18 protein-coding genes are annotated in these 21,364 nt (G+C 62.3%); 8 read left to right on the plus strand and 10 right to left on the minus strand.

What is annotated here, in order from left to right; all coding sequences use genetic code 11:
- Window positions 1–67 precede the first annotated feature (67 nt).
- Window positions 68–787: a FadR/GntR family transcriptional regulator gene (locus HV782_RS12915; protein WP_186748474.1), complete on the minus strand. Its 720-nt coding sequence runs from the start codon at window positions 785–787 to the stop codon at window positions 68–70.
- Between the two features lie 185 nt (window positions 788–972).
- Window positions 973–2,709: an IlvD/Edd family dehydratase gene (locus tag HV782_RS12920; RefSeq protein WP_123467999.1), complete on the minus strand. Its 1,737-nt coding sequence runs from the start codon at window positions 2,707–2,709 to the stop codon at window positions 973–975.
- A 193-nt stretch (window positions 2,710–2,902) separates the two neighbouring features.
- Here HV782_RS12920 and HV782_RS12925 point away from each other — a divergent pair, with 193 nt between their 5' ends.
- From HV782_RS12925 to HV782_RS12960, 8 genes are all read left to right on the plus strand, one after another.
- A complete protein-coding gene (locus HV782_RS12925; RefSeq protein ID WP_123468001.1) occupies window positions 2,903–4,225 on the plus strand; it encodes an MFS transporter in 1,323 nt (440 codons plus the stop codon).
- 152 nt (window positions 4,226–4,377) lie between these two features.
- Window positions 4,378–5,370, plus strand: coding sequence for an AraD1 family protein (araD1, locus tag HV782_RS12930; protein ID WP_128613763.1), 993 nt, complete (start codon window positions 4,378–4,380; stop codon window positions 5,368–5,370).
- Between the two features lie 9 nt (window positions 5,371–5,379).
- Window positions 5,380–6,960, plus strand: a complete 1,581-nt coding sequence (locus HV782_RS12935; RefSeq protein ID WP_186748473.1) for an aldehyde dehydrogenase (NADP(+)) — start codon at window positions 5,380–5,382, stop codon at window positions 6,958–6,960.
- Between the two features lie 166 nt (window positions 6,961–7,126).
- Window positions 7,127–7,426, plus strand: coding sequence for a DUF5629 family protein (locus HV782_RS12940; RefSeq protein WP_123469157.1), 300 nt, complete (start codon window positions 7,127–7,129; stop codon window positions 7,424–7,426).
- A complete protein-coding gene (locus HV782_RS12945; protein WP_128613761.1) occupies window positions 7,426–8,601 on the plus strand; it encodes a lactonase family protein in 1,176 nt (391 codons plus the stop codon). Before HV782_RS12940 ends, HV782_RS12945 begins: the two co-directional genes overlap by 1 nt.
- A gap of 156 nt (window positions 8,602–8,757) precedes the next feature.
- The gene (locus HV782_RS12950) at window positions 8,758–8,937 is read left to right on the plus strand and encodes a hypothetical protein (protein ID WP_041062495.1); all 180 of its coding nucleotides are present in this window, start codon (window positions 8,758–8,760) and stop codon (window positions 8,935–8,937) included.
- A 262-nt stretch (window positions 8,938–9,199) separates the two neighbouring features.
- Entirely contained in the window at window positions 9,200–9,412 is a 213-nt protein-coding gene (locus tag HV782_RS12955; protein ID WP_123468012.1) for a hypothetical protein, read from the plus strand.
- On the plus strand, window positions 9,409–9,666 hold the full coding sequence (locus HV782_RS12960; protein WP_186748472.1) for a hypothetical protein: 258 nt from the start codon (window positions 9,409–9,411) through the stop codon (window positions 9,664–9,666). The genes HV782_RS12955 and HV782_RS12960 overlap by 4 nt, the downstream gene beginning before the upstream one ends.
- Before the next feature lie 173 nt (window positions 9,667–9,839).
- Here the strand turns inward: HV782_RS12960 and HV782_RS12965 are convergent, their stop codons facing one another.
- The 8 genes from HV782_RS12965 to HV782_RS13000 form a co-directional block, all read right to left on the minus strand.
- Window positions 9,840–10,424, minus strand: a complete 585-nt coding sequence (locus tag HV782_RS12965) for a glutathione S-transferase (RefSeq protein ID WP_186748471.1) — start codon at window positions 10,422–10,424, stop codon at window positions 9,840–9,842.
- Complete coding sequence (locus HV782_RS12970) at window positions 10,421–14,062, minus strand: AAA family ATPase (protein WP_186748470.1); 3,642 nt, start codon at window positions 14,060–14,062, stop codon at window positions 10,421–10,423. The genes HV782_RS12965 and HV782_RS12970 overlap by 4 nt, the downstream gene beginning before the upstream one ends.
- Entirely contained in the window at window positions 14,059–15,303 is a 1,245-nt protein-coding gene (locus tag HV782_RS12975) for an exonuclease SbcCD subunit D C-terminal domain-containing protein (protein WP_186748469.1), read from the minus strand. The genes HV782_RS12970 and HV782_RS12975 overlap by 4 nt, the downstream gene beginning before the upstream one ends.
- 182 nt (window positions 15,304–15,485) lie before the next feature.
- Window positions 15,486–17,123 carry a BatD family protein gene (locus HV782_RS12980; RefSeq protein WP_186748468.1) on the minus strand — a complete coding sequence of 546 codons (1,638 nt, stop codon included), beginning with the start codon at window positions 17,121–17,123 and terminating at the stop codon, window positions 15,486–15,488.
- Window positions 17,120–18,856, minus strand: coding sequence for a vWA domain-containing protein (locus tag HV782_RS12985; RefSeq protein WP_186748467.1), 1,737 nt, complete (start codon window positions 18,854–18,856; stop codon window positions 17,120–17,122). Before HV782_RS12985 ends, HV782_RS12980 begins: the two co-directional genes overlap by 4 nt.
- Window positions 18,853–19,932, minus strand: coding sequence for a vWA domain-containing protein (locus tag HV782_RS12990; protein WP_123468026.1), 1,080 nt, complete (start codon window positions 19,930–19,932; stop codon window positions 18,853–18,855). The genes HV782_RS12985 and HV782_RS12990 overlap by 4 nt, the downstream gene beginning before the upstream one ends.
- A complete protein-coding gene (locus HV782_RS12995) occupies window positions 19,925–20,422 on the minus strand; it encodes a DUF4381 domain-containing protein (RefSeq protein WP_123468028.1) in 498 nt (165 codons plus the stop codon). The genes HV782_RS12990 and HV782_RS12995 overlap by 8 nt, the downstream gene beginning before the upstream one ends.
- A complete protein-coding gene (locus tag HV782_RS13000) occupies window positions 20,419–21,363 on the minus strand; it encodes a DUF58 domain-containing protein (protein ID WP_123468030.1) in 945 nt (314 codons plus the stop codon). Before HV782_RS13000 ends, HV782_RS12995 begins: the two co-directional genes overlap by 4 nt.
- Window position 21,364 lies beyond the last annotated feature (1 nt).

Raw genomic sequence — 21,364 nt, forward strand, 5'->3', positions numbered from 1 at the left:
AATATCCCCCAATCGGTCCCCTCTACCTCTGGGAGAGGGCTAGGGTGAGGGCAGAAGATCTCAAGTCTTAGGTAAGTTCAGCGCCAAGCACAGCACTCAATGCGCTGCGAGCATCATCCAGTTGCACCAACGTCGTATGCCGAGCACCAAGGGCATCACGATTCTCAATCGCCGTCAAAATCGCCTTGTGCCGAGGCAACGCCAACTCATGCAGATTCGGCCGCTGATTCGAGTGCTTCAACGCCTCGGCAATCGCCACCGACAACATGTTGCACAGGTTCGCCAACAGATCATTGTGCGTCGCATCGGCAATCCGGCTGTGGAAGTCGAGGTCCGGTTGCAGCAAGGCTTCCGGTGTCGGCGCCGCTTCCATGCGCTGGTAAGCCTCACCAATCGCCGCAATGTCGGCCTCGGTCGCATGCTGGGCGGCGAGGGCGGCAGCGGCCGGTTCGATGATGCTGCGCACGCTGGTCAGCACATTGAAGAATTCGTTCTGCGGGCTGCTCTGCATCAGCCAGTGCAGCACGTCCGGGTCGAGCATGTGCCATTCGCGGCGCGCTTTGACGACGGTTCCGACCCGTGGTTTGGAATACACCAGCCCCTTGGCCACCAGCACCCGTGTGGCTTCGCGCAACACCGGCCGGCTGACCGCGTATTCCTCGCAGAGCAAGGCTTCGGCGGGCAGTTTGTCGTCGGGCAAAAAGCGTCCGGAGACGATCTGCATGCCCAGTTCCTGGACAATGCGCGAGTGCATGCTTTTGCGGTCGGAAGGTTTGCGGTAATCCATGGGGAGCGGGGCAATCCTGAGCGATGGAGATGCCGCGCATCATAGCAGGCACGGCACAATCTTGAGGCGGGTAAAGAACAACTGTGGGAGCGAGCTTGCTCGCGAAAGCGATGGATCAAACAACATTACAGTTGAATGTACCGCCGTCTTCGCGAGCAAGCTCGCTCCCACAGGGATTTGTGTGATCAGTGAGAATGGCGTGGCACCTCCGCACCTCGGCAACCGACCAGGAAGTCAAAGTCGCAGCCCTGATCCGCCTGCAGCACATGGTCGATGTACAGCTGACGGTAGCCGCCCACCAGCAGTTGCTGCGGTGGCTGCAGATCGGCCATGCGCGCCGCCAGTTCGGCATCCGGAATGTCCAGGTGCAAACGCCCGGTGGCGCAATCGAGTTCGATCCAGTCGCCTTCCTGCACCGCCGCCAGAGGCCCGCCGGCCGCCGCTTCCGGGGCCACGTGCAAAACCACCGTGCCGTACGCCGTGCCACTCATGCGTGCATCGGAAATGCGCACCATGTCGGTCACGCCCTGCGCCAGCAGCTTGGCCGGCAAGCCCATGTTGCCGACTTCGGCCATGCCCGGATAACCCTTCGGCCCGCAGTTCTTCATCACCAGAATCGAGTTGGCATCCACGTCCAGCTCTGGATCGTTGATCCGCGCCTTGTACATGTCGAAGTTCTCGAACACCACGGCGCGGCCGCGATGCTGCATCAGTTCCGGGGTGGCGGCGGACGGCTTGAGCACGGCACCGAGAGGCGCCAGGTTGCCGCGCAACACGCAGATGCCACCGTCGGCGCGGATCGGGTTGTCGAGGAGACGGATCACTTCGTCTTCACCGTAAATCGGCGCGTCCTTGGTGTTTTCGCCCAGTGTCTTGCCGTTGACGGTCAGCGCGTTCGGATTGGGAATCAGATTGGCCTCACCGAGACGGCGCAGCACCGCCGGCAAACCACCGGCGTAATAAAACTCCTCCATCAGGAAACGCCCGGACGGTTGCAGGTCGACGATAGTCGGCGTACCGCGCCCGATACGCGTCCAGTCGTCCAGATCCAGTTCGACGCCGATGCGGCCTGCGATGGCTTTCAAGTGGATCACCGCGTTGGTCGAGCCGCCGATCGCCGCGTTGACCCGAATGGCGTTTTCGAAGGCCTCCTTGGTGAGGATCTTCGACAGTTTCAAATCCTCACGAACCATCTCCACCGCGCGCATGCCGGACATGTGCGCCAACACATAACGCCGCGCATCCACCGCCGGAATCGCCGCGTTGTGCGGCAAGGACGTGCCGAGTGCTTCGGCCATGCAAGCCATGGTCGATGCCGTTCCCATGGTGTTGCAGGTGCCCGCCGAGCGTGACATGCCGCCCTCGGCCGCAAGGAAATCGTCGATGGTGATGGTGCCGGCCTTGACCTGTTCGCTCAGTTGCCAGACCACCGTGCCGGAACCGATGTCCTTGCCCTTGTGCTTGCCGTTGAGCATCGGCCCGCCAGTGACGACGATGGCCGGCACGTCGCAGCTGGCCGCGCCCATCAGCAGCGCCGGGGTGGTTTTGTCGCAACCGGTCAGCAACACCACCCCGTCAATCGGGTTACCGCGAATTGCTTCTTCAACGTCCATGCTCGCCAGGTTACGAGTGAGCATGGCGGTGGGGCGCAGGTTCGATTCGCCATTGGAGAACACCGGGAATTCCACCGGGAACCCGCCGGCCTCGATCACCCCGCGTTTGACGTGCTCCGCGATCTGGCGGAAATGCGCGTTGCACGGGGTCAGTTCCGACCAGGTGTTGCAGATGCCGATGATCGGCTTGCCGTGGAACTGGTGGTCGGCGATGCCCTGATTCTTCATCCAGCTGCGGTACATGAAGCCGTTCTTGTCGGCAGTGCCAAACCATTGGGCCGAGCGCAGGGTGGGTTTCTTATCAGACATGATCGATTCTCTTATTGTATGACTATAGTGTTCCAGCTTCGGCCTAACATAAGCGCAAAATCGGCCATTTGGAAGTGTTGTTGGGTAATTAGTAATACTATATAGTCGTTTTCGACAGAGGGATGGCCCTGGCGGTTTTCAGTGAGAGGCGTCCCCTGAGGTTCTATAAAAACAACAATCGGAGACCGACCCCATGAGCCAGGAATTGCGGCTTATTCGCCGCATCACGCTGAAACTGATTCCCTTCCTGATCCTGCTGTACCTGATTGCCTACGTGGATCGCTCCGCCGTCGGCTTCGCCAAGCTGCACATGGGCGCCGATATCGGCATTGGCGATGCGGCCTATGGCCTGGGTGCCGGGCTGTTTTTCATTGGTTACTTCCTGCTGGAAATCCCCAGCAACCTGATGCTTGAACGCTTCGGCGCACGGCGCTGGTTTGCGCGGATCATGATCACCTGGGGTGCGATCACCATCGGCATGGCCTTCGTTCAGGGCCCGCACAGTTTCTACGTCATGCGTTTTCTGCTCGGCGCGGCGGAGGCGGGCTTCTTTCCCGGCGTTCTCTACTACATCACCCAATGGTTCCCGGTGCGCCATCGCGGCAAGATCCTCGGCCTGTTCATCCTCTCCCAACCGATCGCGATGATGATCACCGGCCCGGTGTCCGGCGGCTTGCTGGGCATGGATGGCATCCTCGGGCTGCACGGCTGGCAGTGGCTGTTCATCGTCATCGGTACGCCGGCGATCCTGCTGACCTGGCCGGTGCTGCGCTGGCTGCCGGACGGCCCGCAGCAGGTGCAATGGATGGATCAAAGCGAGAAAGACTGGCTGACCGGCGAGCTGAAAAAGGATTTGCAGGCATACGGCCAGACCCGTCACGGCAACCCGTTGCATGCCTTGAAAGACAAACGCGTGTTGCTGCTGGCGCTGTTTTATCTGCCGGTGACCCTGAGCATTTATGGCCTCGGTCTGTGGTTGCCGACGCTGATCAAACAGTTTGGCGGCAGCGACCTGGTGACCGGTTTCGTCTCGTCGGTGCCGTACATCTTCGGCATCGTCGGCCTGCTGATCGTGCCGCGCAGTTCTGATCGGATGAACGATCGCTACGGCCACTTGGCGGTGCTCTATGTGTTGGGTGCGATCGGCCTGTTCCTCAGTGCCTGGCTGTCGGTGCCGTTGGCGCAACTGGCGGCGCTGTGCCTGGTGGCATTTGCGCTGTTTTCCTGCACGGCGGTGTTCTGGACCTTGCCGGGGCGGTTCTTCGCCGGCGCCAGTGCGGCGGCAGGGATCGCGTTGATCAATTCGGTCGGCAACCTCGGCGGCTATATCGGGCCGTTCGTGATCGGGGCGTTGAAGGAGTACACCGGCAATCTGGGTTCGGGGTTGTATTTCCTCAGCGGGGTGATGGTGTTCGGCTTGATTCTCACAGGAGTCGTCTACCGCGTGCTGGAACGCAAACACGTGCTGCCGGTTGACCAATTTGCCGCCAGCGCACGCGGCGCCACCCGAACCTGATTCTCACACCCCCCCGACCCTGTGGGAGCTGGCTTGCCAGCGATGACGGGGGCACATCCAACATGGCTGTGTCAGACAGATTGCTATCGCTGGCAAGCCAGCTCCCACAGGGTTTTGCAGTGTTTCGAAGGTTTGTATACAGGAGAGGACATATGCATCTGGTTCAATTCGAATTAACCAACGGCGAACGCCGCGTCGGCGTGGTCGACAACGGTCTGGTCCGCGAAGTGCGGGACGCCCGCAGCGTGCGCGATCTGGCGCTGGCCGCGATCGAAGCCGGCGCGACCCTTGAGCAGCATGTGCACACGCTCGGCCTCGGTGGCAGCCATGACTATGCGCAGTTACTCAAGGACCTGCGCATCCTGCCTCCGCTCGATCACCCGGACCCGGCGCACCTGCTGGTCAGCGGCACCGGCCTGACGCACCTGGGCAGCGCCTCGGCGCGGGACAAGATGCACCAGCAGGCTGGCGACGAAGCGGCGATGACCGACACCATGCGCATCTTCAAATGGGGCGTGGAGGGCGGTAAACCGCAAACAGGGCAGGCCGGCGTGCAGCCGGAATGGTTCTATAAAGGCGATGGCAGCATTGTCGTGCGTCCGGGCCAGCCATTCCCGCTGCCGCCATTTGCCGAGGACGCCGGCGAAGAACCGGAGATGGCTGGCCTCTACGTCATCGGCCACGATGGCAAGCCTTATCGCGTGGGTTTCGCGGTCGGCAACGAATTCTCCGACCACGTCATGGAACGCAAGAATTACCTGTACCTCGCGCATTCGAAATTGCGCAGTTGCAGCTACGGTCCGGAACTTCGCACGGGTGAATTGCCTCAACATCTGGCAGGCACCAGTCGCATCCTGCGCGACGGCGAAGTGCTGTGGCAGAGCGAATTTCTCAGTGGCGAGGCCAATATGTGCCACAGCCTCGCCAACCTCGAGTATCACCACTTCAAATACAGCCAGTTCCTGCGTCCGGGCGACGTGCACATTCATTTCTTCGGCACCGCGACCCTGTCGTTCGCCGATGGCATTCGCAGCCGGCCGGGCGATGTATTTGAAATCAGCCAGGCCGACTTCGGCGCTCCGCTGGTCAACGGTATCGCACCGGTTGCAGCGGCATTTCAACCGAACAGCATCGGCACCCTTTAAGGAGATCCCATGACGCAGATTCTCGGTCACAACTACATCGGCGGTCAGCGCAGCGCGGCTGGCGACATCAAACTGCACAGCGTTGACGCCACGACCGGTGAAAACCTGCCCTATGCATTCATCCAGGCCACCGAGCAGGAAGTCGCTGCCGCCGCCCAGGCCGCTGCGGCGGCGTACCCGGCGTACCGCAGCCTTAGTGCTGAACGGCGTGCACAGTTTCTCGACGCGATCGCCGATGAACTGGATGCGCTCGGTGATGATTTCGTCGCGCTGGTCTGCCGGGAAACCGCATTGCCCGCCGGACGCATTCAAGGCGAGCGCGGACGCACCAGCGGGCAGATGCGTCTGTTCGCCAAAGTCCTGCGCCGGGGTGATTTTTACGGTGCGCGCATTGACCTGCCGTTGCCGGATCGCCAGCCACTGCCGCGTCCGGATCTGCGCCAATACCGTATTGGTCTCGGCCCGGTAGCGGTGTTTGGCGCAAGCAACTTCCCCCTGGCGTTTTCCACCGCCGGCGGCGACACCGCGGCGGCACTGGCCGCCGGTTGCCCGGTGGTATTCAAGGCCCACAGCGGCCACATGGCCACGGCTGAGCGAGTGGCCGATGCGTTGATCCGTGCCGCAGAAAAAACCGCGATGCCGGCCGGCGTATTCAACATGATCTACGGTGGCGGCGTGGGTGAGTGGCTGGTCAAGCACCCGGCGATTCAGGCGGTAGGCTTCACCGGTTCGCTCAAGGGCGGACGTGCGCTGTGCGACATGGCCGCTGCGCGTGCGCAACCGATTCCAGTGTTCGCCGAGATGTCGAGCATCAACCCGGTGATCGTCCTGCCGCAGGCACTGGCCGAACGCTCGGAAACCGTTGCCCGTGACCTGACCGCTTCGGTGGTGCAGGGCTGCGGTCAGTTCTGTACCAATCCCGGTCTGGTCATTGGTATTCGTTCGCCGCAGTTCACGGCTTTCGTGCAGCAGGTCGGCGCCTTGATCGGCGATCAACCGGCGCAAACCATGCTCAACGCCGGCACCCTTGGCAGCTACGGCAAAGGCTTGCAGAAGCTGGCCGCGCATCCGGGCATCGAGCATCTGGCGGGTAATCCGCAGCAGGGCAATCAGGCGCAACCGCAGTTGTTCAAGGCTGATGTCAGCCTGTTGATCGACGGCGACGAAGTGCTGCAGGAAGAAGTGTTCGGCCCGACCACGGTGATCGTCGAGGTCGCGGACAAAGCGCAACTCAGTGCCGCGTTGAACGGCTTGCACGGGCAACTGACGGCGGCGATTATCGGCGAGCAGGCGGATTTCGAACGCTTCCCGGAACTGACGCCGTTGCTCGAGCAAAAGGTCGGGCGGATCCTGCTCAATGGTTATCCGACCGGTGTCGAGGTGTGCGATGCGATGGTGCATGGCGGCCCATACCCGGCGACGTCCGATGCCCGCGGCACCTCAGTCGGCACGCTGGCCATCGACCGTTTCCTGCGCCCGGTGTGTTTCCAGAACTACCCCGACAGCTTGCTGCCGGAGCCACTGAAAAACGCTAACCCGCTGCGCATTCAGCGCTTGGTGGATGGCAAGCCTTCACGCGATGCGTTGTAACTGAAAGCGGATATCCCTGTGGGAGCTGGCTTGCCAGCGATGAGGACGGCACCTTCAACATTGATGTGTCTGACACATTGCTATCGCTGGCAAGCCAGCTCCCACAGGGTTCTGCGCCAACAATGAGCTATCATTGCCGGATTTCCCCCTGAAAGACTTGATTGCCATGACTGCCCAAACCCTTCTCAACGCCCTCGAACACTGCGGTATGGTGGAAATCGACGGCCTGCATGCTTTCGAATTCGCCCTCGACGAAGACGACAACCTGCACATCGAATGCATCGACGGCCGAGCGGCCAAGCATTGGGAGTTCACGCCGGCGCAGGTTGCAGCGGCGACGTTTGACGAAGACCTGCAGAGCTGGCTGATCGTTGGCTATGCCAGCGACACCAAAACCACGGGCGAACACCGCCTGGTCTGCCTTGGCGATGTAGTCAGCAGCAGTGATGACGAGGATGACAATTAATGAACATGCGTAAATTATGGCCGTTGTTGATGGCCGGCAGCGTTGGCGCGATGGGCCTGTCCACGGCCAGCGCCGAGACCTTCCAGTTGCTGGTCGGCTCCTACACCGCCGGCAGCAGCCAGGGCATCTATCGCATGAAATTCGACAGCACCACCGGCCAGATCGACGCCAAGCCGTTGCAAGTGGTGAAGAGCGAAAACCCGTCGTGGCTGACCCTGTCCAAAGACCAGAAACGTCTGTTCGTGGTCAACGAAAACGGCCCGGGCCAGAAAGACCCGGTTGGCCGCGTCAGCAGCTATTCGATTGACCCCAAGACCCACGCCTTGAGCCTGATCAATCAAGTGCAGAGCCTGGGCAACGAGCCGACTCATTCCAGCCTCAGCGGCGATGCCGGCCATCTGTTCGTCAGCAACTATTCGGTGGTGGAAGATCCGGGTGGAACGCTGGCGGTATTGCCGGTCGGTGCGGATGGCAAACTCAAACCGGTGGTGCAGATGAGTGCGCACCCGGCGAGCCGGGTCAATCCTGAGCGCCAGGCCTCGAACCACGTGCACTCGACGGTTTCTTCGCCGGACGGCCGCTACGTGTTCTCCAATGATCTGGGCGCGGACAAAGTCTTCATTTATCAATTCGACCCGAAGGCCAATCCGGAGCTGCCGCTGACCCCGGCGAAAACCGCTTCTGTGGCGTTGCCTGCCGGCAGCGGCCCACGTCATTTGCTGTTCAGCGCTGACGGCAAACATGCCTGGTTGACCATGGAAATGAGCGCGCAAGTCGCGGTGTTCGATTACAACGACGGTGTACTGACCCAGACGCAACTGGTCGATCTGGCCGCTGGGCAGCCAACCTCTGACAAAGCCGCTGCCGCGCTGCATGCATCGGCCGATGGCAAGTTTCTTTACGTCAGCAACCGTGGCACTGCCAATCAGCTGCTGGTGTTCAGCATTGATCCGGCGAACGGCCAGCTCAAAGAGCTGCAAAAACGTTCGGTGGAGGGCGATCATCCACGGGAGTTCAGCCTAGATCCAAGCGGCAAGTTCCTGCTGATCGCCAACCAGAAGAGCAACGACATTGTTGTTGTCGAGCGTGATGCCAAGACCGGCCTGCTCGGCAAAACCGTGCAAAAACTGCCGATGGACGCCCCGAGTGACCTGAAGTTTTTGCTGCGACAATAAGCCACAGGCCCCGGATTACCGGGCCTGTCTCTTTGTATTAATCGCGCTGATATCCGGTAATGCTACAAAGCATTTCAAGCGATCAACCCTCGAGCGTTAAGTTTGCTTCACGGCCCAACCGGGCAAGCCAGCCAAACGAATACGAGGGTTACCGCCATGAACTTCAATCTCTTCTCCGTCATCGCCGCTTCCGCCATCTCTGCCACCGTGGCCCTGCCAGCCAGCGCGAACGTTGAAATCGCCAGCAAAAAATCCCACACCCAGAGCTACACCCAGAAATACCTGCAACAGAGCGCCAACTTCTACGCCGCCCTGGATCACAAAGCCCAACACTGAAATGCCCGCTTCGAACAACGCCCAGCAGGCGCTGCCGAAGGCTGCGATCTTTGCATCTTGAATGTCAAAAGATCGCAGCCTTCGGCAGCGCCTGCACGTTTGCGTGATCGAAAACTCTCCGCTCGACAGGTTTTCTCCATCGCAGAGATAGACCGGCTAAATAATCAACCAGGTTGATGTTTACTATGGCAAACCCTGAGTGGTTAGCACGGTTTTTTTGATTGATCCTGACGGCACTGAAACATGCCCACGGAGAAACATCATGGCCAGTGCAATCATCACCTCAGCCAGGCGCGGCGCCTATATGGCCATTGGTCTTTACCTGGTCCTGGTGTTGTTCGTCAGCGTCGCTGCGCAGACTCAACACAACTTCGACGCGCCGATCCAGGTCGCACACCCCGGCATCCAGTTCGAACACCGCGCAGACAGCGTGCTGGTCGATCGGGCGGAACTCGCAGGGGTAGGCGGAGCATGAAAGGCTACAGACTTTGGGTCATCGCCGGCCTGGCACTGATGACCAATGGCGCAGCGTTACTTGGCTTCGGTCAGGGTTCGGTCGGCGCACTGGCACGGGCCATAGAGGCCAATCACACCATCGCGCACAACATCGAACGGGCAAATACCCTGGGGCTGATGGCCGGCAATCCACCGATGAAAGTCTCTGCCGATTTTCTCGGCCTCTTTGAAGTGGATTGCATGGCACTCGGCATGTGCAACGCACTCGCCTAGACAACGCGAACCACTGTGGCAAGGGGATTCATCCCCCGATGGGTCGCGAAGCGGCCCCAGACCCGGCAAACCGGATTGTTCTGATACACCGAGGTTTCTGATTTCAGGGCAGCTTCGCCGCCCATCGGGGATGAACCCCTCGCCACAAGGTGTTCGGTAGCGGAAATTCAGGGTTACTTCTTCATGATCGAGGTGAAGAGGTCGGATTCGAGGAAGCACTGCAACCACGCCTGCAACCGCACATAAGGCGTCTGCGCAAACCACTCGCGATCCACATGCGCAAACTGCCGCACGAACGGCAGCAACGCCACATCCGCCAGACTCAAGTGATCGGCCAGCAAGTACTCACGATCGGTCAGCAGCTCATCCAGACGCTGCAAAAACAACGCGCCCTCAGCCCGATAAACTTCCATCGGCTGCTCGGGATAGCGTTCGGCGTACTTGTAGCGATTCAGATGCACCTTGAACACCTGATCATTCGCCTCGATCAACTCGGCAATCCGTGGATCACCCCCCAGTAACCAGCCCTGCGGATCATGCTGCGCCAAGGCCCAGCGCATGATCTCCAGACTCTCGTCAATCACCTGCCCACCGGCATCCAGCACCGGCACCGTGCCCTTGGGCGAGATCGCCAGCATCTCGGCGGGCTTGGCCTTGAGGCTGACTTCGACGATCTCCACCGGCACTGCGCAATAACGCAGGGCCATCCGCGCACGCATCGCATAGGGGCAGCGGCGGAATGAATACAGCGTATTCATTTCACCTCCAGGGTGCTCAAACCATTGCCCTGACGCTGCACCTGAATCTGCACCGGAATCCGCTCGTGCATTTCCTGTACGTGGGAAATCACCGCCACCTTGCGGCCCTGGGCCTGCAACCCGTCGAGCGCATCCATCGCCAGTTGCAGCGACTCCGGATCGAGGCTGCCAAAGCCTTCGTCGATAAACAGCGATTCGATTTTCAGTGTGCTCGATGCCATCGACGCCAGCCCCAATGCGAGGGCCAGCGACACCAGGAACGTCTCGCCGCCGGACAACGAATGCACCGAGCGCAGTTCATCGCCCATTTCCGTGTCCATCACCAGCAGGCCGAGCATGCTGCCGCCGCGCTTGAGGCGATAGCGTTTGACCAGTTGGCGCAACTGCACGTTGGCGTGATGCACCAGCAGGTCGAGGTTGTAGGCCTGGGCGATTTTGCGGAACGTGTCACCGGTGGCGGACCCGATCAGCGCGCTGAGCCGTGCCCAACGCTGATATTCGGCGTAGGCCTCGGCGATCTGCTGCGCCAGCGCCTGATTGGCGTTTTGCCGGCGCTGATCTTCTGCCTGTTCGGCGCGCAGTTCGGCGCATTGCTGCTCACTGATGTTGAACTGGTTTTGCAGGTCGGTGAGGGCGCTGGCCAGTTGCTCGGCATCGAGATCGCCCTTGTGCTGCGCCTGATGATCGAGCAGGCGCTGGTCGCGCTCTTGCAGCAAGACCCTGGCCTGCTCGATGGCTTTTTCATTGTGCTGCAAGCGCTGGCGCAGTTCGGCGACCTGACCGTCATCGACCCGTAGCAGATCTTCGAGGCCACCGTCATCGAGTTCCGGATGTCGGGCGCGCCAGTCGGCAATCTTTTGCGTCAGCTCGCTGTCTTCGCTTTGCAGTGCTTGCAAGCGTTCTTGCTGAGCCTTGAGTTCGGCGCCGGTCTGCACGCGTTGCGTGCGCACATCCTGTAGTTCCTGAGTCGTGCTGGTCTCGGCGCTGCGCGCCTGCTCCACGGCCTGTTCCAGTTGTTGCTGCCAGTGCTCGGCGCTGCTGTGTTCGCCGAGCAGTTGCGCGAGTTGGGTCTGGCAGGCCTGTTGCTGCGCGGCCAATGTGCTGAACTGCTGCTCGGCGTTTTGCTGCTGCTGGACGCGGCTCAGTTGGCGGTCCTGTTCCTTCTCCAGCGTCTGTTGACGTTGCTGCTGTTCGGCCAGTTCTTCCTTTTGCTGCTCGACCTGCGCCAGACGCTCGGCAATCTGCCGGTCCAGCTGCATGAACGTCGCCGCCGGCTCGAGGCGCAAGGCCTCAAGCGTGTCCGCTGCAAGCAAGTTGCCGAACGCCGCGAGTTCTTCGTCGAGACGCTGACGATCGCTGCTCAACTCTCGCTGCTGATTGCTCAGGTGCTGCGCCGCTTGCTGGTGCGCGGTTTCGGCCTGGCGCAATTGCTGAGTCAGACGCGCCGCGTCCTGTTGCAAGGTGAGCAGGGCGCTCTGGCGCTGTTCGTCCTGGCTGATGCTCTGGTTCAACTGCTCGTTTTGCCGGGTCAGCCAGGCATCGCGTTTGTCGGCGTCCTGATTCAGTAACTGAGCCGCCAGCGGATGCGCGTCGAGGCTCGGCGCAAGCGCCTGTTGCTGCGCGGCCAGTTGTTCCTGCTGTTGCAGCAGTTCCTTTTGCTGAGCGATCACGCCACCGACTTCAGCGCGCAGTTCGATGAGCTTTTCCTTGAGCTGATCGACCACCTGCTGAGCGTTGGCCTGTTCGCTTTCATCATGGCGGCCGAGGCTTTGCAGCAAGGCTTCGGGCTGATGATAGGGGTGCTCGTTGCTGCCACAGACCGGGCACGGTTGGTCGTCCTGCAACTGCGCGCGCAACTCTTCGACACTGGCACTGCGCGCCAGACGCTGGCGTTCGAGCAGTTCGCGGGTGACGTTCAGGGTTTGTTCGGCGACCGTCAGCTCGGCTTTGGTTTTTACCCCGTCCTGGGTCAGGCGTTCGCGTTCCTGCTGGGCGCTGAGCTGGCGTTGTTGCAGCTCGGCGCTGCGCTTGTCCAGCTCCTGCTGGCTGACCCACAACCGCGACAGGTCTTCAATCGCACGCAGTTGCTTGCGGTTGTCCTGCAGCAGCGTGCCGAGAATGCCGATCTGTTCGGCGACGGCATCGGGTTCGGCGCCGGCCTCTTTGAACAGCACTTCAAGTTGCTGTTTCTGTGTGGTCAGCTCTGCGGCGCTGCGCGTGGCGTTTTCTTCGAGGCTCGCCAGTTCCGTCTGACCTTTGTTCAAACGATTGCCGATCAACATCAACTGTTGCAGGCGATCGCGGTAGGCATTCCAGGCGTCGCTCAGCGGCGCCAGATGAGCGCTTTGCTCAAGCTCGGCGGCGATGCGTTGCAGGCGTTCGGCGACCTGGCTCTGGTTTTCCAGCAGGCCTTGAATGGCGTTGTGTCCCTCAGTGCAGGCCTGCTGCGCATTGAGCCTGGCTTCGGCGCTTTGGGCGACTTCCTTGGCCAGACGGGCGAGGGTGCTTTGCTCTTCAAAGGCCTGACGCAACAGCGGCGCGTTTTCGCTTTGTCGTTGTTGTGCTTCGCTCAGGGCGATTTTCGCCGCTTCGAGGTTGTGCTCCAGCTGCGTCTGGCGCTCAGTCAGTTCGGCGTGTTGCCGGGTGTGCGCGGCGATTTGCGCGGCCAGTGGCGTCAGTAGGGCATCGAGTTCGGTTTTGCGCGCGAACTGGTGTCGTTGTGGGCCGAGCTGCTCCAGGCGCGTCAGTTTCACCCGCTCGCCAGCCAGACTTTCCGAATGTTGTTGGGCACTGTGCAGTTGCTCGGATGCAGCTTGCTGCGCGTCTTGCAGCACCCGCAAGTCCTTGAGCCAGCTGTGCTGCTGTTCAAGTTGCTTGAGCTGCGCCTGTTGCTGTTTCAATTGCTGTTGCGCGGCGTTGAAACGCTGATCCAGTTCAGCCCGGGCCTCGGGCGCCAACGGGGTCACGCCGGTGGCCTGATCCTGCAATAGCTTGTGCGCTTCGCGGGCCTCTTTGGTCTTGTCGAAGGCGCGACGGCCGAGGCGGGTGTACAGCGCGGTGTCGGTGAGTTTTTCCAGCAGCTCGCTGCGATCGTTGTCGTCAGCCTTGAGGAACGCGCTGAACTCGCTCTGCGCCAGCAGCACGGCGCGGGTGAACTGTTCGAAGTTCAGGCCGAGGGCAGCTTCCAGTTGAGTTTTGTATTCGCCTTTCTGGCTGGCGAGCAGTTGATCCTGGTCGATGTCGCGCAGGCTCTGCCGGCTGGCCTGCAACTTGCCGCCGGCCTTCTCGCGGGCACGGTTGGCTTCCCAGCGCGCACGGTAACGACGGCCATCGACGCCGACGAAATCCACTTCTGCATAACCTTCACCGGTGCCACGTCGCAGCAAGGTGCGCGGGTCGCCGGTGGCGATTTCGCCGTCGGCATCCGGGACTTTGGCGTCACGGCCGGTGTTGTTCAGGCGCGGCACGGCGCCGAACAGCGCCAGGCACAGGGCGTCGAGCAGGGTACTTTTACCCGCGCCCGTCGGGCCGGTGATCGCGAACAAACCGGCGCTGGCCAATGGTTCAGCGGTGAAATCAATCTCGAACGGCCCGGCCAGCGAGGCGAGGTTTTTCAAGCGAATGGCGAGAATCTTCATGGCTGCTCGCCCTCCAGTTGTACGTCTTGCAGCAGTTCGGCGAAGTCCTTCAGCGTCTGCTCATCGACCTCGTTGCCGTAGTTGTCGAGCCAGGCGCGACTGAACAGTTCCTGCGGGGTGAGTTGGTCGAGTTCGATCAGCGCGGTGCCATCCTCCTCACCGTCTGCACCACGGTTACCGGCGTATTCAGCGGCGATGCGCACCAGCCGCACGGCTTTGCCTTGCAACGCGGTTTCAACTTGATGGCGCAAGTCCGGCTGCGGCTCGTCGAGGCGCACACGCACTTCCAGCCACGGCTGGCGCTGGGTTTCGGCGAGCAGGTCGATGTTTGGCAGGTCCGCCAGTTGCAGGAGGATCTCGGCCAGCGGTGCCGGGCCAATGCGTTGCAGGTTGACCGAGCGCGGAATCAGTTTCGGCTCGACGCTGACCAGGGTTTCGCCGTCGAGGATGACGTCGAGGATCTGGTGTTGATAGCCAATCTCCGAAAACGACAACGGGATCGGCGAGCCACTGTAGCGAATGCGTTCTTCACCGTTGACCTTCTGCGGCTTGTGCAAATGGCCGAGGGCGACATAACTGATGCTCGGCCCGAACAGGCTGGCGGGCAGGGCTTCGGCATTGCCGATGATCAGGCTGCGCTCGGAGTCTTCCGACACCGAACCGCCGGCCATGTGCGCATGGCTGATGGCGACCAGCGCCTGACCGGGCTGGCGTTTGGCGTTGGCCGCCTCGATCAGCCATTCGTGCACTTGGCCGATGCCACGCAAATAGTTATCGCCCAGATGCGCGCCAGTCACCTCCGCCGGACGCAGGAACGGCAGCGCCAGGCACCACGCGGCGACTTCTCCGGTTTTATCCGGCAATGGCAGCAACAAACGATCGGCATCCAGTTGCCCGTCATCCAGCCACAACACCCGACCCAGCGCATGCGTGCGCAAACGGCGCATCAACGGCGCGGGCAGTTCGATCCGCGAGCCGGAATCGTGGTTGCCGGCAATCATCACGATGGTCAGCAACGGCTGCTGTTCGTGGGCGCTGACGATGAAATCGTAGAGGCGTTCCTGGGCTTTGACCGGCGGGTTGACCGTGTCGAAGATGTCACCGGCGATCAGCAGCACGTCCGGCTGCGCCAGTTGCAATTGACGCAGCAGCCATTCGAGGAAGCACGCATGTTCGAAATCGCGCTCCTGGCCGTGCAGGTTTTGCCCAAGGTGCCAGTCGGAAGTGTGGAACAGACGCAAGGTGGACTCCGCAACAGTAAAAGAGGTAATGGCCGCTGGAAAATGACGGCGGCGAAAGAGGGGAGAGTTTACAGATTATTGCGGCAGGAGGGCTGATGTGGCGACAGCGGTGCTGGGCCGTGGAGGTTGTGGCGAGGGAGCAAGCGCCCTCGCCCCGGAATTCCCTGCATTCCGGGGACGGTTTATTTCGGATAAAGCGGCGGCAAGCCGCTGTCAGCCACCGGGTCTTGCACCCGCTCCGCCGCTGGAATCGTGCGAATCGCCCGCCACAGATCCTCACCTTGCCAGTGCTGGCCGGTTTCGCTGTACAGCGCGCCGTTGAGGCCGTCGAGTGCATCCGACAGCGGTACAAAGCGCGCCGCCATATCCGCAAGCGTCTCCGGCTGCTGCCGCGCCCACGCATCCAGCGCCTGCCGCGTCGCTTGCGGATCATTGGCCTGGCACGCCCGTTTGATGTCGTCCATCAAGGTGCGCGGGCTCGGCCCGGTTTGCGCGGCACGATGCACCGCCGGTTGCCAGCGTGCGCGCCACCACAGGCCGAAGCCGAGCAGGGTGGTGCAGGCCAGAATCAGCGTGCTGAGTTTCCACCACCACAACACATCGTTATCGACGACGCCCGGTTGCAGGTTGCCGGTCGGCGTATCGACCTGCAGGCTCGGATTGTTCGCCACTTGCAGGGTGCGCGCGGGCAGGCTGGTATGTTCCAGATGGTCTTCGAAGGTGTTCCACCACACCACGTACACGGTCGGCAATTCGATCGAACCGCTGCGGCTCGGCACCAAGGCTTCGCGCTCTTCGCGGCTGCCGACCAGGCCGCGGTCAGTGCTCTGGTTGCTCAATACCGGTTGATCGGGGTAGCGGCGCAGGCCGTTGACGTCGGTGCCGGGCAGGGTCGGCAGTTGCGAACTGGCCAGCCCCTCGACCCGCAGCGTCAGGCTGCGGGTCAGGGAGTCGCCGACTTGCGTGTGTTCCGGCTCCGGGTTCCAGCTCTCGCTCAGGCTCAGGCTGCGCGCCGGTAACCATGGTGCGTCGACCGGGTAGGTCAGGGGTTTGGGTTTGACCGTCAGCGGGATTGGCGAAGAGCTGACGCGCATCAGCTTGCCTGGTTTCGGGCCTTGTGCGGTCGTGTCCTGCGCGGGCTGCGTGTCGACCAGCGTGGCGCTGAAAATCTGCGGCGCGATGGTCAGCAAGCCGCTGTGCTGCGGGTAGATCGCATAGCGCATTTCGATCACGCCATGGCGCACGCCGTTGATGTCTTTCTCATAGGTGCGGGTGTCGCCGAGCTGCTCGATTCGCGCATCGGCGATTTGCAGCGGGGTCAGGCTGCTGTCGTCGTACAGCGACACCGAATGGTAGATGCGCAGGGTCAGGATCGCCTGGGCCTGCACATAGACGCTGGACTGATCGAGGCTGGCCTCGATGAACACCGGGTCGAGGTTGTTTTTCTCTTCGCGGGTGTCGCTCTCGACCACTTGCACGGTGATCGGCTGGCTCTGCACGTCACCCAGTTGCAGCGGCGGAATCACCACGCTGCCGTTCTCTTTCGGCAGCAGGGTAATGATCCAGCGGGTGGTTGCGCGGTTGTCGCCATTGAGCGTGTTCAACTGGTTGACCTGGCGCGTGCCACGCACTTCGAACAGCGCTTCCAGCGGCGTCAGGTCAGGTTTGCCGAACTGGGTGACATCGTTGGTTTCGAGGGTGAGCTCGACCGTCTCGCCGGAGTTCAGGCGACTGCGATCCACGCTGGCCGTCAGCTCGGCCGCCTGGGCGGTGGCCGTGCAGATCAGCAGGGGCAGCAAGAGAGCGGTGAAGCGGGTCATCGAGTGTTTTCCTGATCCTGATGTTGTTGCTGTTCGTACCAGAATTTGCGTCGCAGCAATTCCCCCGGATCGTCCGGGATCTTGCCCAGCCATTGTTCCAGGGCCTGACGTTGCTCGCCTTCGAGGTTGTTCTCGCTCGGGCGCAGCGTCGGCACGGTGTCCGTTTGTTCTTCCTCATCGCTGCCTGGCACTTCGTTGGGGCCTGGCTGCGGCGGTGCGGTTGCGGGCGGTTCGCTGGCCGACTCGGCGGGATGCGCCTCGCTCTGGGTCTCGCTGTTCACCGCCGGGGGCGGTGCGGTCGCCGGCGGTGGTTCGTCGCCGGGCAGATTCTGCTGCGCCGGGGATTTTTCCGGCTCGGGTGGCGGCGGGGTGCGTTTCTGCTTCAGCAGGTTTTCCACCAGCGCCTTGTTGGTCTGCGCCGGACGCAGATCCGGTTGCAGTTCCAGCGCCTGTTCATAGGCGTCGATGGCCGCTTCCAGCTCACCGCTTTTCGCCAGGGCGTTGCCTCGATTGTAGTGGGCGCGGGCATCGCTGCCTTCGGCGAACCGCTGGGCGGCGCCACTGTAGTCGCCGGCCTCGTACAACGCTACCCCTTGCCACTGGTGATCTGCGAAATGTTGTGCGGCTTCGGCCGGGCGCTTCTGTTTGAGCAAGTGCAGGCCTTGTTGGTCGGGGCGCAGCCACAAGTCCTCGAAGTCAAAAGCGTAGCTGGGTTGTGGCAGGCACCACAGCAGCGGCAGGCAGAACAACCACCCACGGCGCCCGGCGCAAGCGGCGAGCAACAGCAGCGGCAACAACAGCCAGTAACCCTGATCGGCCCACGTGTCGAGACGCACGGTCTGGCCGTCGTTGCGCAAGCTGCGCGGGCCGTTAAGCAGGCCGAGGCTGCCCAAGTCGCTTTCGTCCAGACGCGCAGCGTGGTATTCGCCGCCAACGCTGTTGAGGAAGGCTGCAAGCCCCGGGCTGTCGAGTTGCGGGACGCGGATCGCGCCTTGTTCGTCCTTGAGGAAACTGCCGTCCTCCTGGGCGATCGGCGCACCTTCGGCGGTGCCGATGCCGAGCATCAGCAATTGTGGCGATTGCCCGCTCAGTGCCCGGCGAATGCCTTGGCGTTCTTCTTCATCCAGCGACGAGCCGATCAACAGAATCCGCCCCTGACCAAGCGCGCCCTGTTTCAGCAGGGCCAGCGCTTTACTCACGGCCAGATCAGCGCGATGGCCGCTTTCCGGCATCAACGACGGCTTGAGTGCGTCGAGCAGATTGCGACTGGTCGCCAGGTCATCCGACAGCGGCACCAGCGTGTGCGCGCTGCCGGCGTAGACGACGATGGCGGTCTGCGCATCGCTGCGCGCCTGCAACAGGTCGAACAGCTTGCGCCGCGCCTGTTCCAGGCGAGTCGGTGGTGAGTCGGTGGCGAGCATCTCCGGGGTCAGTTCGAGGATCACCACCAGCGGGTCGGCGGGTTTCTGGCTGGTCTGTTCGACCCGCTCCCAACTCGGCCCGAGCAACGCCAGAACGGTCAGCAACCACGCCGCACCGAGGGCGACCCACGGCAACTTGCTGTCGCGGCCATTACCGCCGCTGAGCAGGGTGGCATGAAACGCCGGCGGCAGAATCATCTGCCAGCGCCCGGCACGTTTCTGCCGATGCCAGAGTTGCCAGAGCAGCCAGCCGAGCAGCGGCAACAGCAGCAACCACCACGGACGGAACCAGTGCGGCCAGAGCGCGATCATCGGCGCCTCCGCAGACGCAGACGCTTGAGGCGCTCGCGCCAGTCAGGCAACGGACTTTGCAGATACAGCTCCTTGGTGAACAGGCGTTGCAGCGGATTGTCCGGCCACAACTCGCGAGCGACCAGCAACAGGCTCAGCCACAGGGCGAGGGCCAGCGGCCACTGATACAGGGCTTGCGCCGGGCGCGCCTCGGTCGGTTGCTGGGTCACCGGCTCGAGCTGATCGAGGGTGTCCTTGATCGCTTGCAGTTCCTTGCCGTCATGGGCGCGGAAATACTGGCCGCCGGTGGCCTCGGCGATGGCTCTGAGTGCCGGCTCGTCGAGGTCCAGGCTCGGATTGACTCCGAGCAGGCCGGTCGAGCCGCTGTCCTCGGGATTGGCGCCAATGCCGATCGGGTAAATCTTCACGCCTTCGCTGGCCGCCAGTTTCGCCGCCGTCAGCGGATCAATCTCGCCACCATTGTTGGCGCCGTCAGTGACCAGAATCAGCACGCGGCTTTGTGCCGGACGCAGGCGCAGGCGTTTCAGGGCCAGACCGATGGCGTCGCCGATGGCAGTGTTCTTGCCGGCGATGCCGATCCGCGCTTCGTCGAGCCAGACCCGCACGGTGTGACGGTCGAAGGTCAGCGGCGCCTGCAAATAGGCCTTACTGCCGAACAGGATCAAGCCAACGCGGTCGCCATCGCGGCTTTCCAGAAAGTCGCCGAGCAGGTGCTGCACCAGCGACAAGCGACTGACGTCTTCGTCCTGCCACTGCATGTCGGGGAAGTCCATCGAACCGGACACGTCCACCGCCACCAGCAGATCACGGCCACTGGCGGCAATCGGCAGCGGCTCGCCGAGCCATTGCGGGCGCGCGGCCGCGGTCAACAGCAATAACCACAGCAACATGAATGGCGCCTGCTGACGCCACGCCGGCAGATTGGCCCGGGCGCGACGGCGGGCGAGGCCTTCAAGGTCCGAGAGAAAGCTGACTTTCAACGCCGGCTCGCCACTGTCGGCCACCGGCAGCACAAGACGCATCAGCCACGGCAGCGGCAACAGGGCAAAGATCCACGGCCAGGCGAACTCAAACATGCTTGCGAATCCAGGTGTCGACGGCCTGGGTCAGGCCGGCGATGGCTTTGTCGTCGAGTTTGCATTCCGGTTTGTAGGCGCCTTCGACCAAGACCATCCAGCGCGTCAGGCCGGCCGCCGGGCAACGGTTATCGAGGAACGCCAGCCATTTGCGGCCGTTGAGTGTGTGGCTCTGGCTGTAAGGGTAATGGTTGCGGCACAAGCGCTTGAGCAGGCCGTTGAGCTGTTGCAGCCAGGCCCCGGCCGGCGCGCCGTCATAGGGCTTGGGCATTTGGGCGAGTTCGGCGAGGGCGGCGATGCGCACCGGGTCCAGCGGCTGTTCGGCGCGCACGATGGGGCGCTTCTTGAGCGGGATGAAGCGGCGCAAACGCCACGCGCCATAGCCGAGCAATGGCAGCAGCAACAGCAGCAGCCACCAGCCCGGCGCCGGCGGCCAGAAGGCAATCGGTGGCGGCGAAATCAGCGGTTGCAGTTGTTCGAGGCCGTTCATCGCCCGGTCCCCGGCCGCTGCGGATTAAGGAACTCGCGCATCTGCTCGACCATTTCACTTTGCGTGCTCAGCGGCATCAGCAGCACCCGCAGTTTCTGTGCGAGCAATTCCCAGCGGGCGATGCGCGCTTCGGCCTGGGCGCGGTAGGTCTGGCGCAGGTCGAAATTGAGGGTGTCGAGTTCCAGCTGGGCACCGCGCTCGGCGAAGCGTAACAGGCCGGCAGCGGGCAGGGCGTGATCCAGCGGATCGGACAGCGGCAGCATCAGCAGGTCGCAATGGCGCGACAGCAGGCTCAGTTGCTGTTCGGCACTGTCGGACAACGCGCGCTCGTCGCAGATCACGATCACCAGACTGCCTGGACGCAACACTTCCCGTGCCCGCCGCAGGGCCACGCCGAGTGCGTCACGATCCGGCTCACGCTCCGAATGCAGCGACTGATTGACCTTCACCAGGCGGTTGAGCAATTGCAGCAGGCTCTGCTTGCTGCGGCGCGGTTTGATTTCGTAGTGCTCGTTGTCGCCGAACACCAGCCCGCCAACCCGGTCGTTGTGGCCCAGCGCGGCCCAGCCGATCAGCGCCGCCGCTTGCGCCGCGAGCACCGACTTGAACATCAGCCCGGAACCGAAAAACAGCCGCGTGCTTTGCTCGACCATGATGAAAATCGGCCGTTCGCGTTCTTCATGGAACAGCTTGGTGTGCGGCTCCTGCGTGCGCGCCGTCACGCGCCAGTCGATGGTGCGCACGTCGTCGCCAGCCTGGTAGACCCGCACCTGATCGAAGTCGACGCCGCGACCACGGAATTTCGAGTGGTGCAGACCGATCAGCGGGCTGCGCTGACTCGGCGTGGAAAACAGCTGCACCTCGCGCACACGGTGGCGCATCTCGATCAGCTCGGCGAGGCTGACACGGATGCCCGGTTCGGATGGCAGGGGGGCGTTCATG

This window comes from Pseudomonas monsensis, from assembly GCF_014268495.2.
GTDB classification, from domain to species: domain Bacteria; phylum Pseudomonadota; class Gammaproteobacteria; order Pseudomonadales; family Pseudomonadaceae; genus Aquipseudomonas; species Aquipseudomonas monsensis.

What these genes read in the sequence shown, in the direction of transcription:
- HV782_RS12915 (WP_186748474.1), bottom strand. Translation starts at nt 787, where the DNA reads ATGGATTACCGCAAACCTTCCGACCGCAAAAGCATGCACTCGCGCATT.
- HV782_RS12920 (WP_123467999.1), bottom strand. Translation starts at nt 2,709, where the DNA reads ATGTCTGATAAGAAACCCACCCTGCGCTCGGCCCAATGGTTTGGCACT.
- HV782_RS12925 (WP_123468001.1), top strand. Translation starts at nt 2,903, where the DNA reads ATGAGCCAGGAATTGCGGCTTATTCGCCGCATCACGCTGAAACTGATT.
- araD1 (WP_128613763.1), top strand. Translation starts at nt 4,378, where the DNA reads ATGCATCTGGTTCAATTCGAATTAACCAACGGCGAACGCCGCGTCGGC.
- HV782_RS12935 (WP_186748473.1), top strand. Translation starts at nt 5,380, where the DNA reads ATGACGCAGATTCTCGGTCACAACTACATCGGCGGTCAGCGCAGCGCG.
- HV782_RS12940 (WP_123469157.1), top strand. Translation starts at nt 7,127, where the DNA reads ATGACTGCCCAAACCCTTCTCAACGCCCTCGAACACTGCGGTATGGTG.
- HV782_RS12945 (WP_128613761.1), top strand. Translation starts at nt 7,426, where the DNA reads ATGAACATGCGTAAATTATGGCCGTTGTTGATGGCCGGCAGCGTTGGC.
- HV782_RS12950 (WP_041062495.1), top strand. Translation starts at nt 8,758, where the DNA reads ATGAACTTCAATCTCTTCTCCGTCATCGCCGCTTCCGCCATCTCTGCC.
- HV782_RS12955 (WP_123468012.1), top strand. Translation starts at nt 9,200, where the DNA reads ATGGCCAGTGCAATCATCACCTCAGCCAGGCGCGGCGCCTATATGGCC.
- HV782_RS12960 (WP_186748472.1), top strand. Translation starts at nt 9,409, where the DNA reads ATGAAAGGCTACAGACTTTGGGTCATCGCCGGCCTGGCACTGATGACC.
- HV782_RS12965 (WP_186748471.1), bottom strand. Translation starts at nt 10,424, where the DNA reads ATGAATACGCTGTATTCATTCCGCCGCTGCCCCTATGCGATGCGTGCG.
- HV782_RS12970 (WP_186748470.1), bottom strand. Translation starts at nt 14,062, where the DNA reads ATGAAGATTCTCGCCATTCGCTTGAAAAACCTCGCCTCGCTGGCCGGG.
- HV782_RS12980 (WP_186748468.1), bottom strand. Translation starts at nt 17,123, where the DNA reads ATGACCCGCTTCACCGCTCTCTTGCTGCCCCTGCTGATCTGCACGGCC.
- HV782_RS12985 (WP_186748467.1), bottom strand. Translation starts at nt 18,856, where the DNA reads ATGATCGCGCTCTGGCCGCACTGGTTCCGTCCGTGGTGGTTGCTGCTG.
- HV782_RS12990 (WP_123468026.1), bottom strand. Translation starts at nt 19,932, where the DNA reads ATGTTTGAGTTCGCCTGGCCGTGGATCTTTGCCCTGTTGCCGCTGCCG.
- HV782_RS12995 (WP_123468028.1), bottom strand. Translation starts at nt 20,422, where the DNA reads ATGAACGGCCTCGAACAACTGCAACCGCTGATTTCGCCGCCACCGATT.
- HV782_RS13000 (WP_123468030.1), bottom strand. Translation starts at nt 21,363, where the DNA reads ATGAACGCCCCCCTGCCATCCGAACCGGGCATCCGTGTCAGCCTCGCC.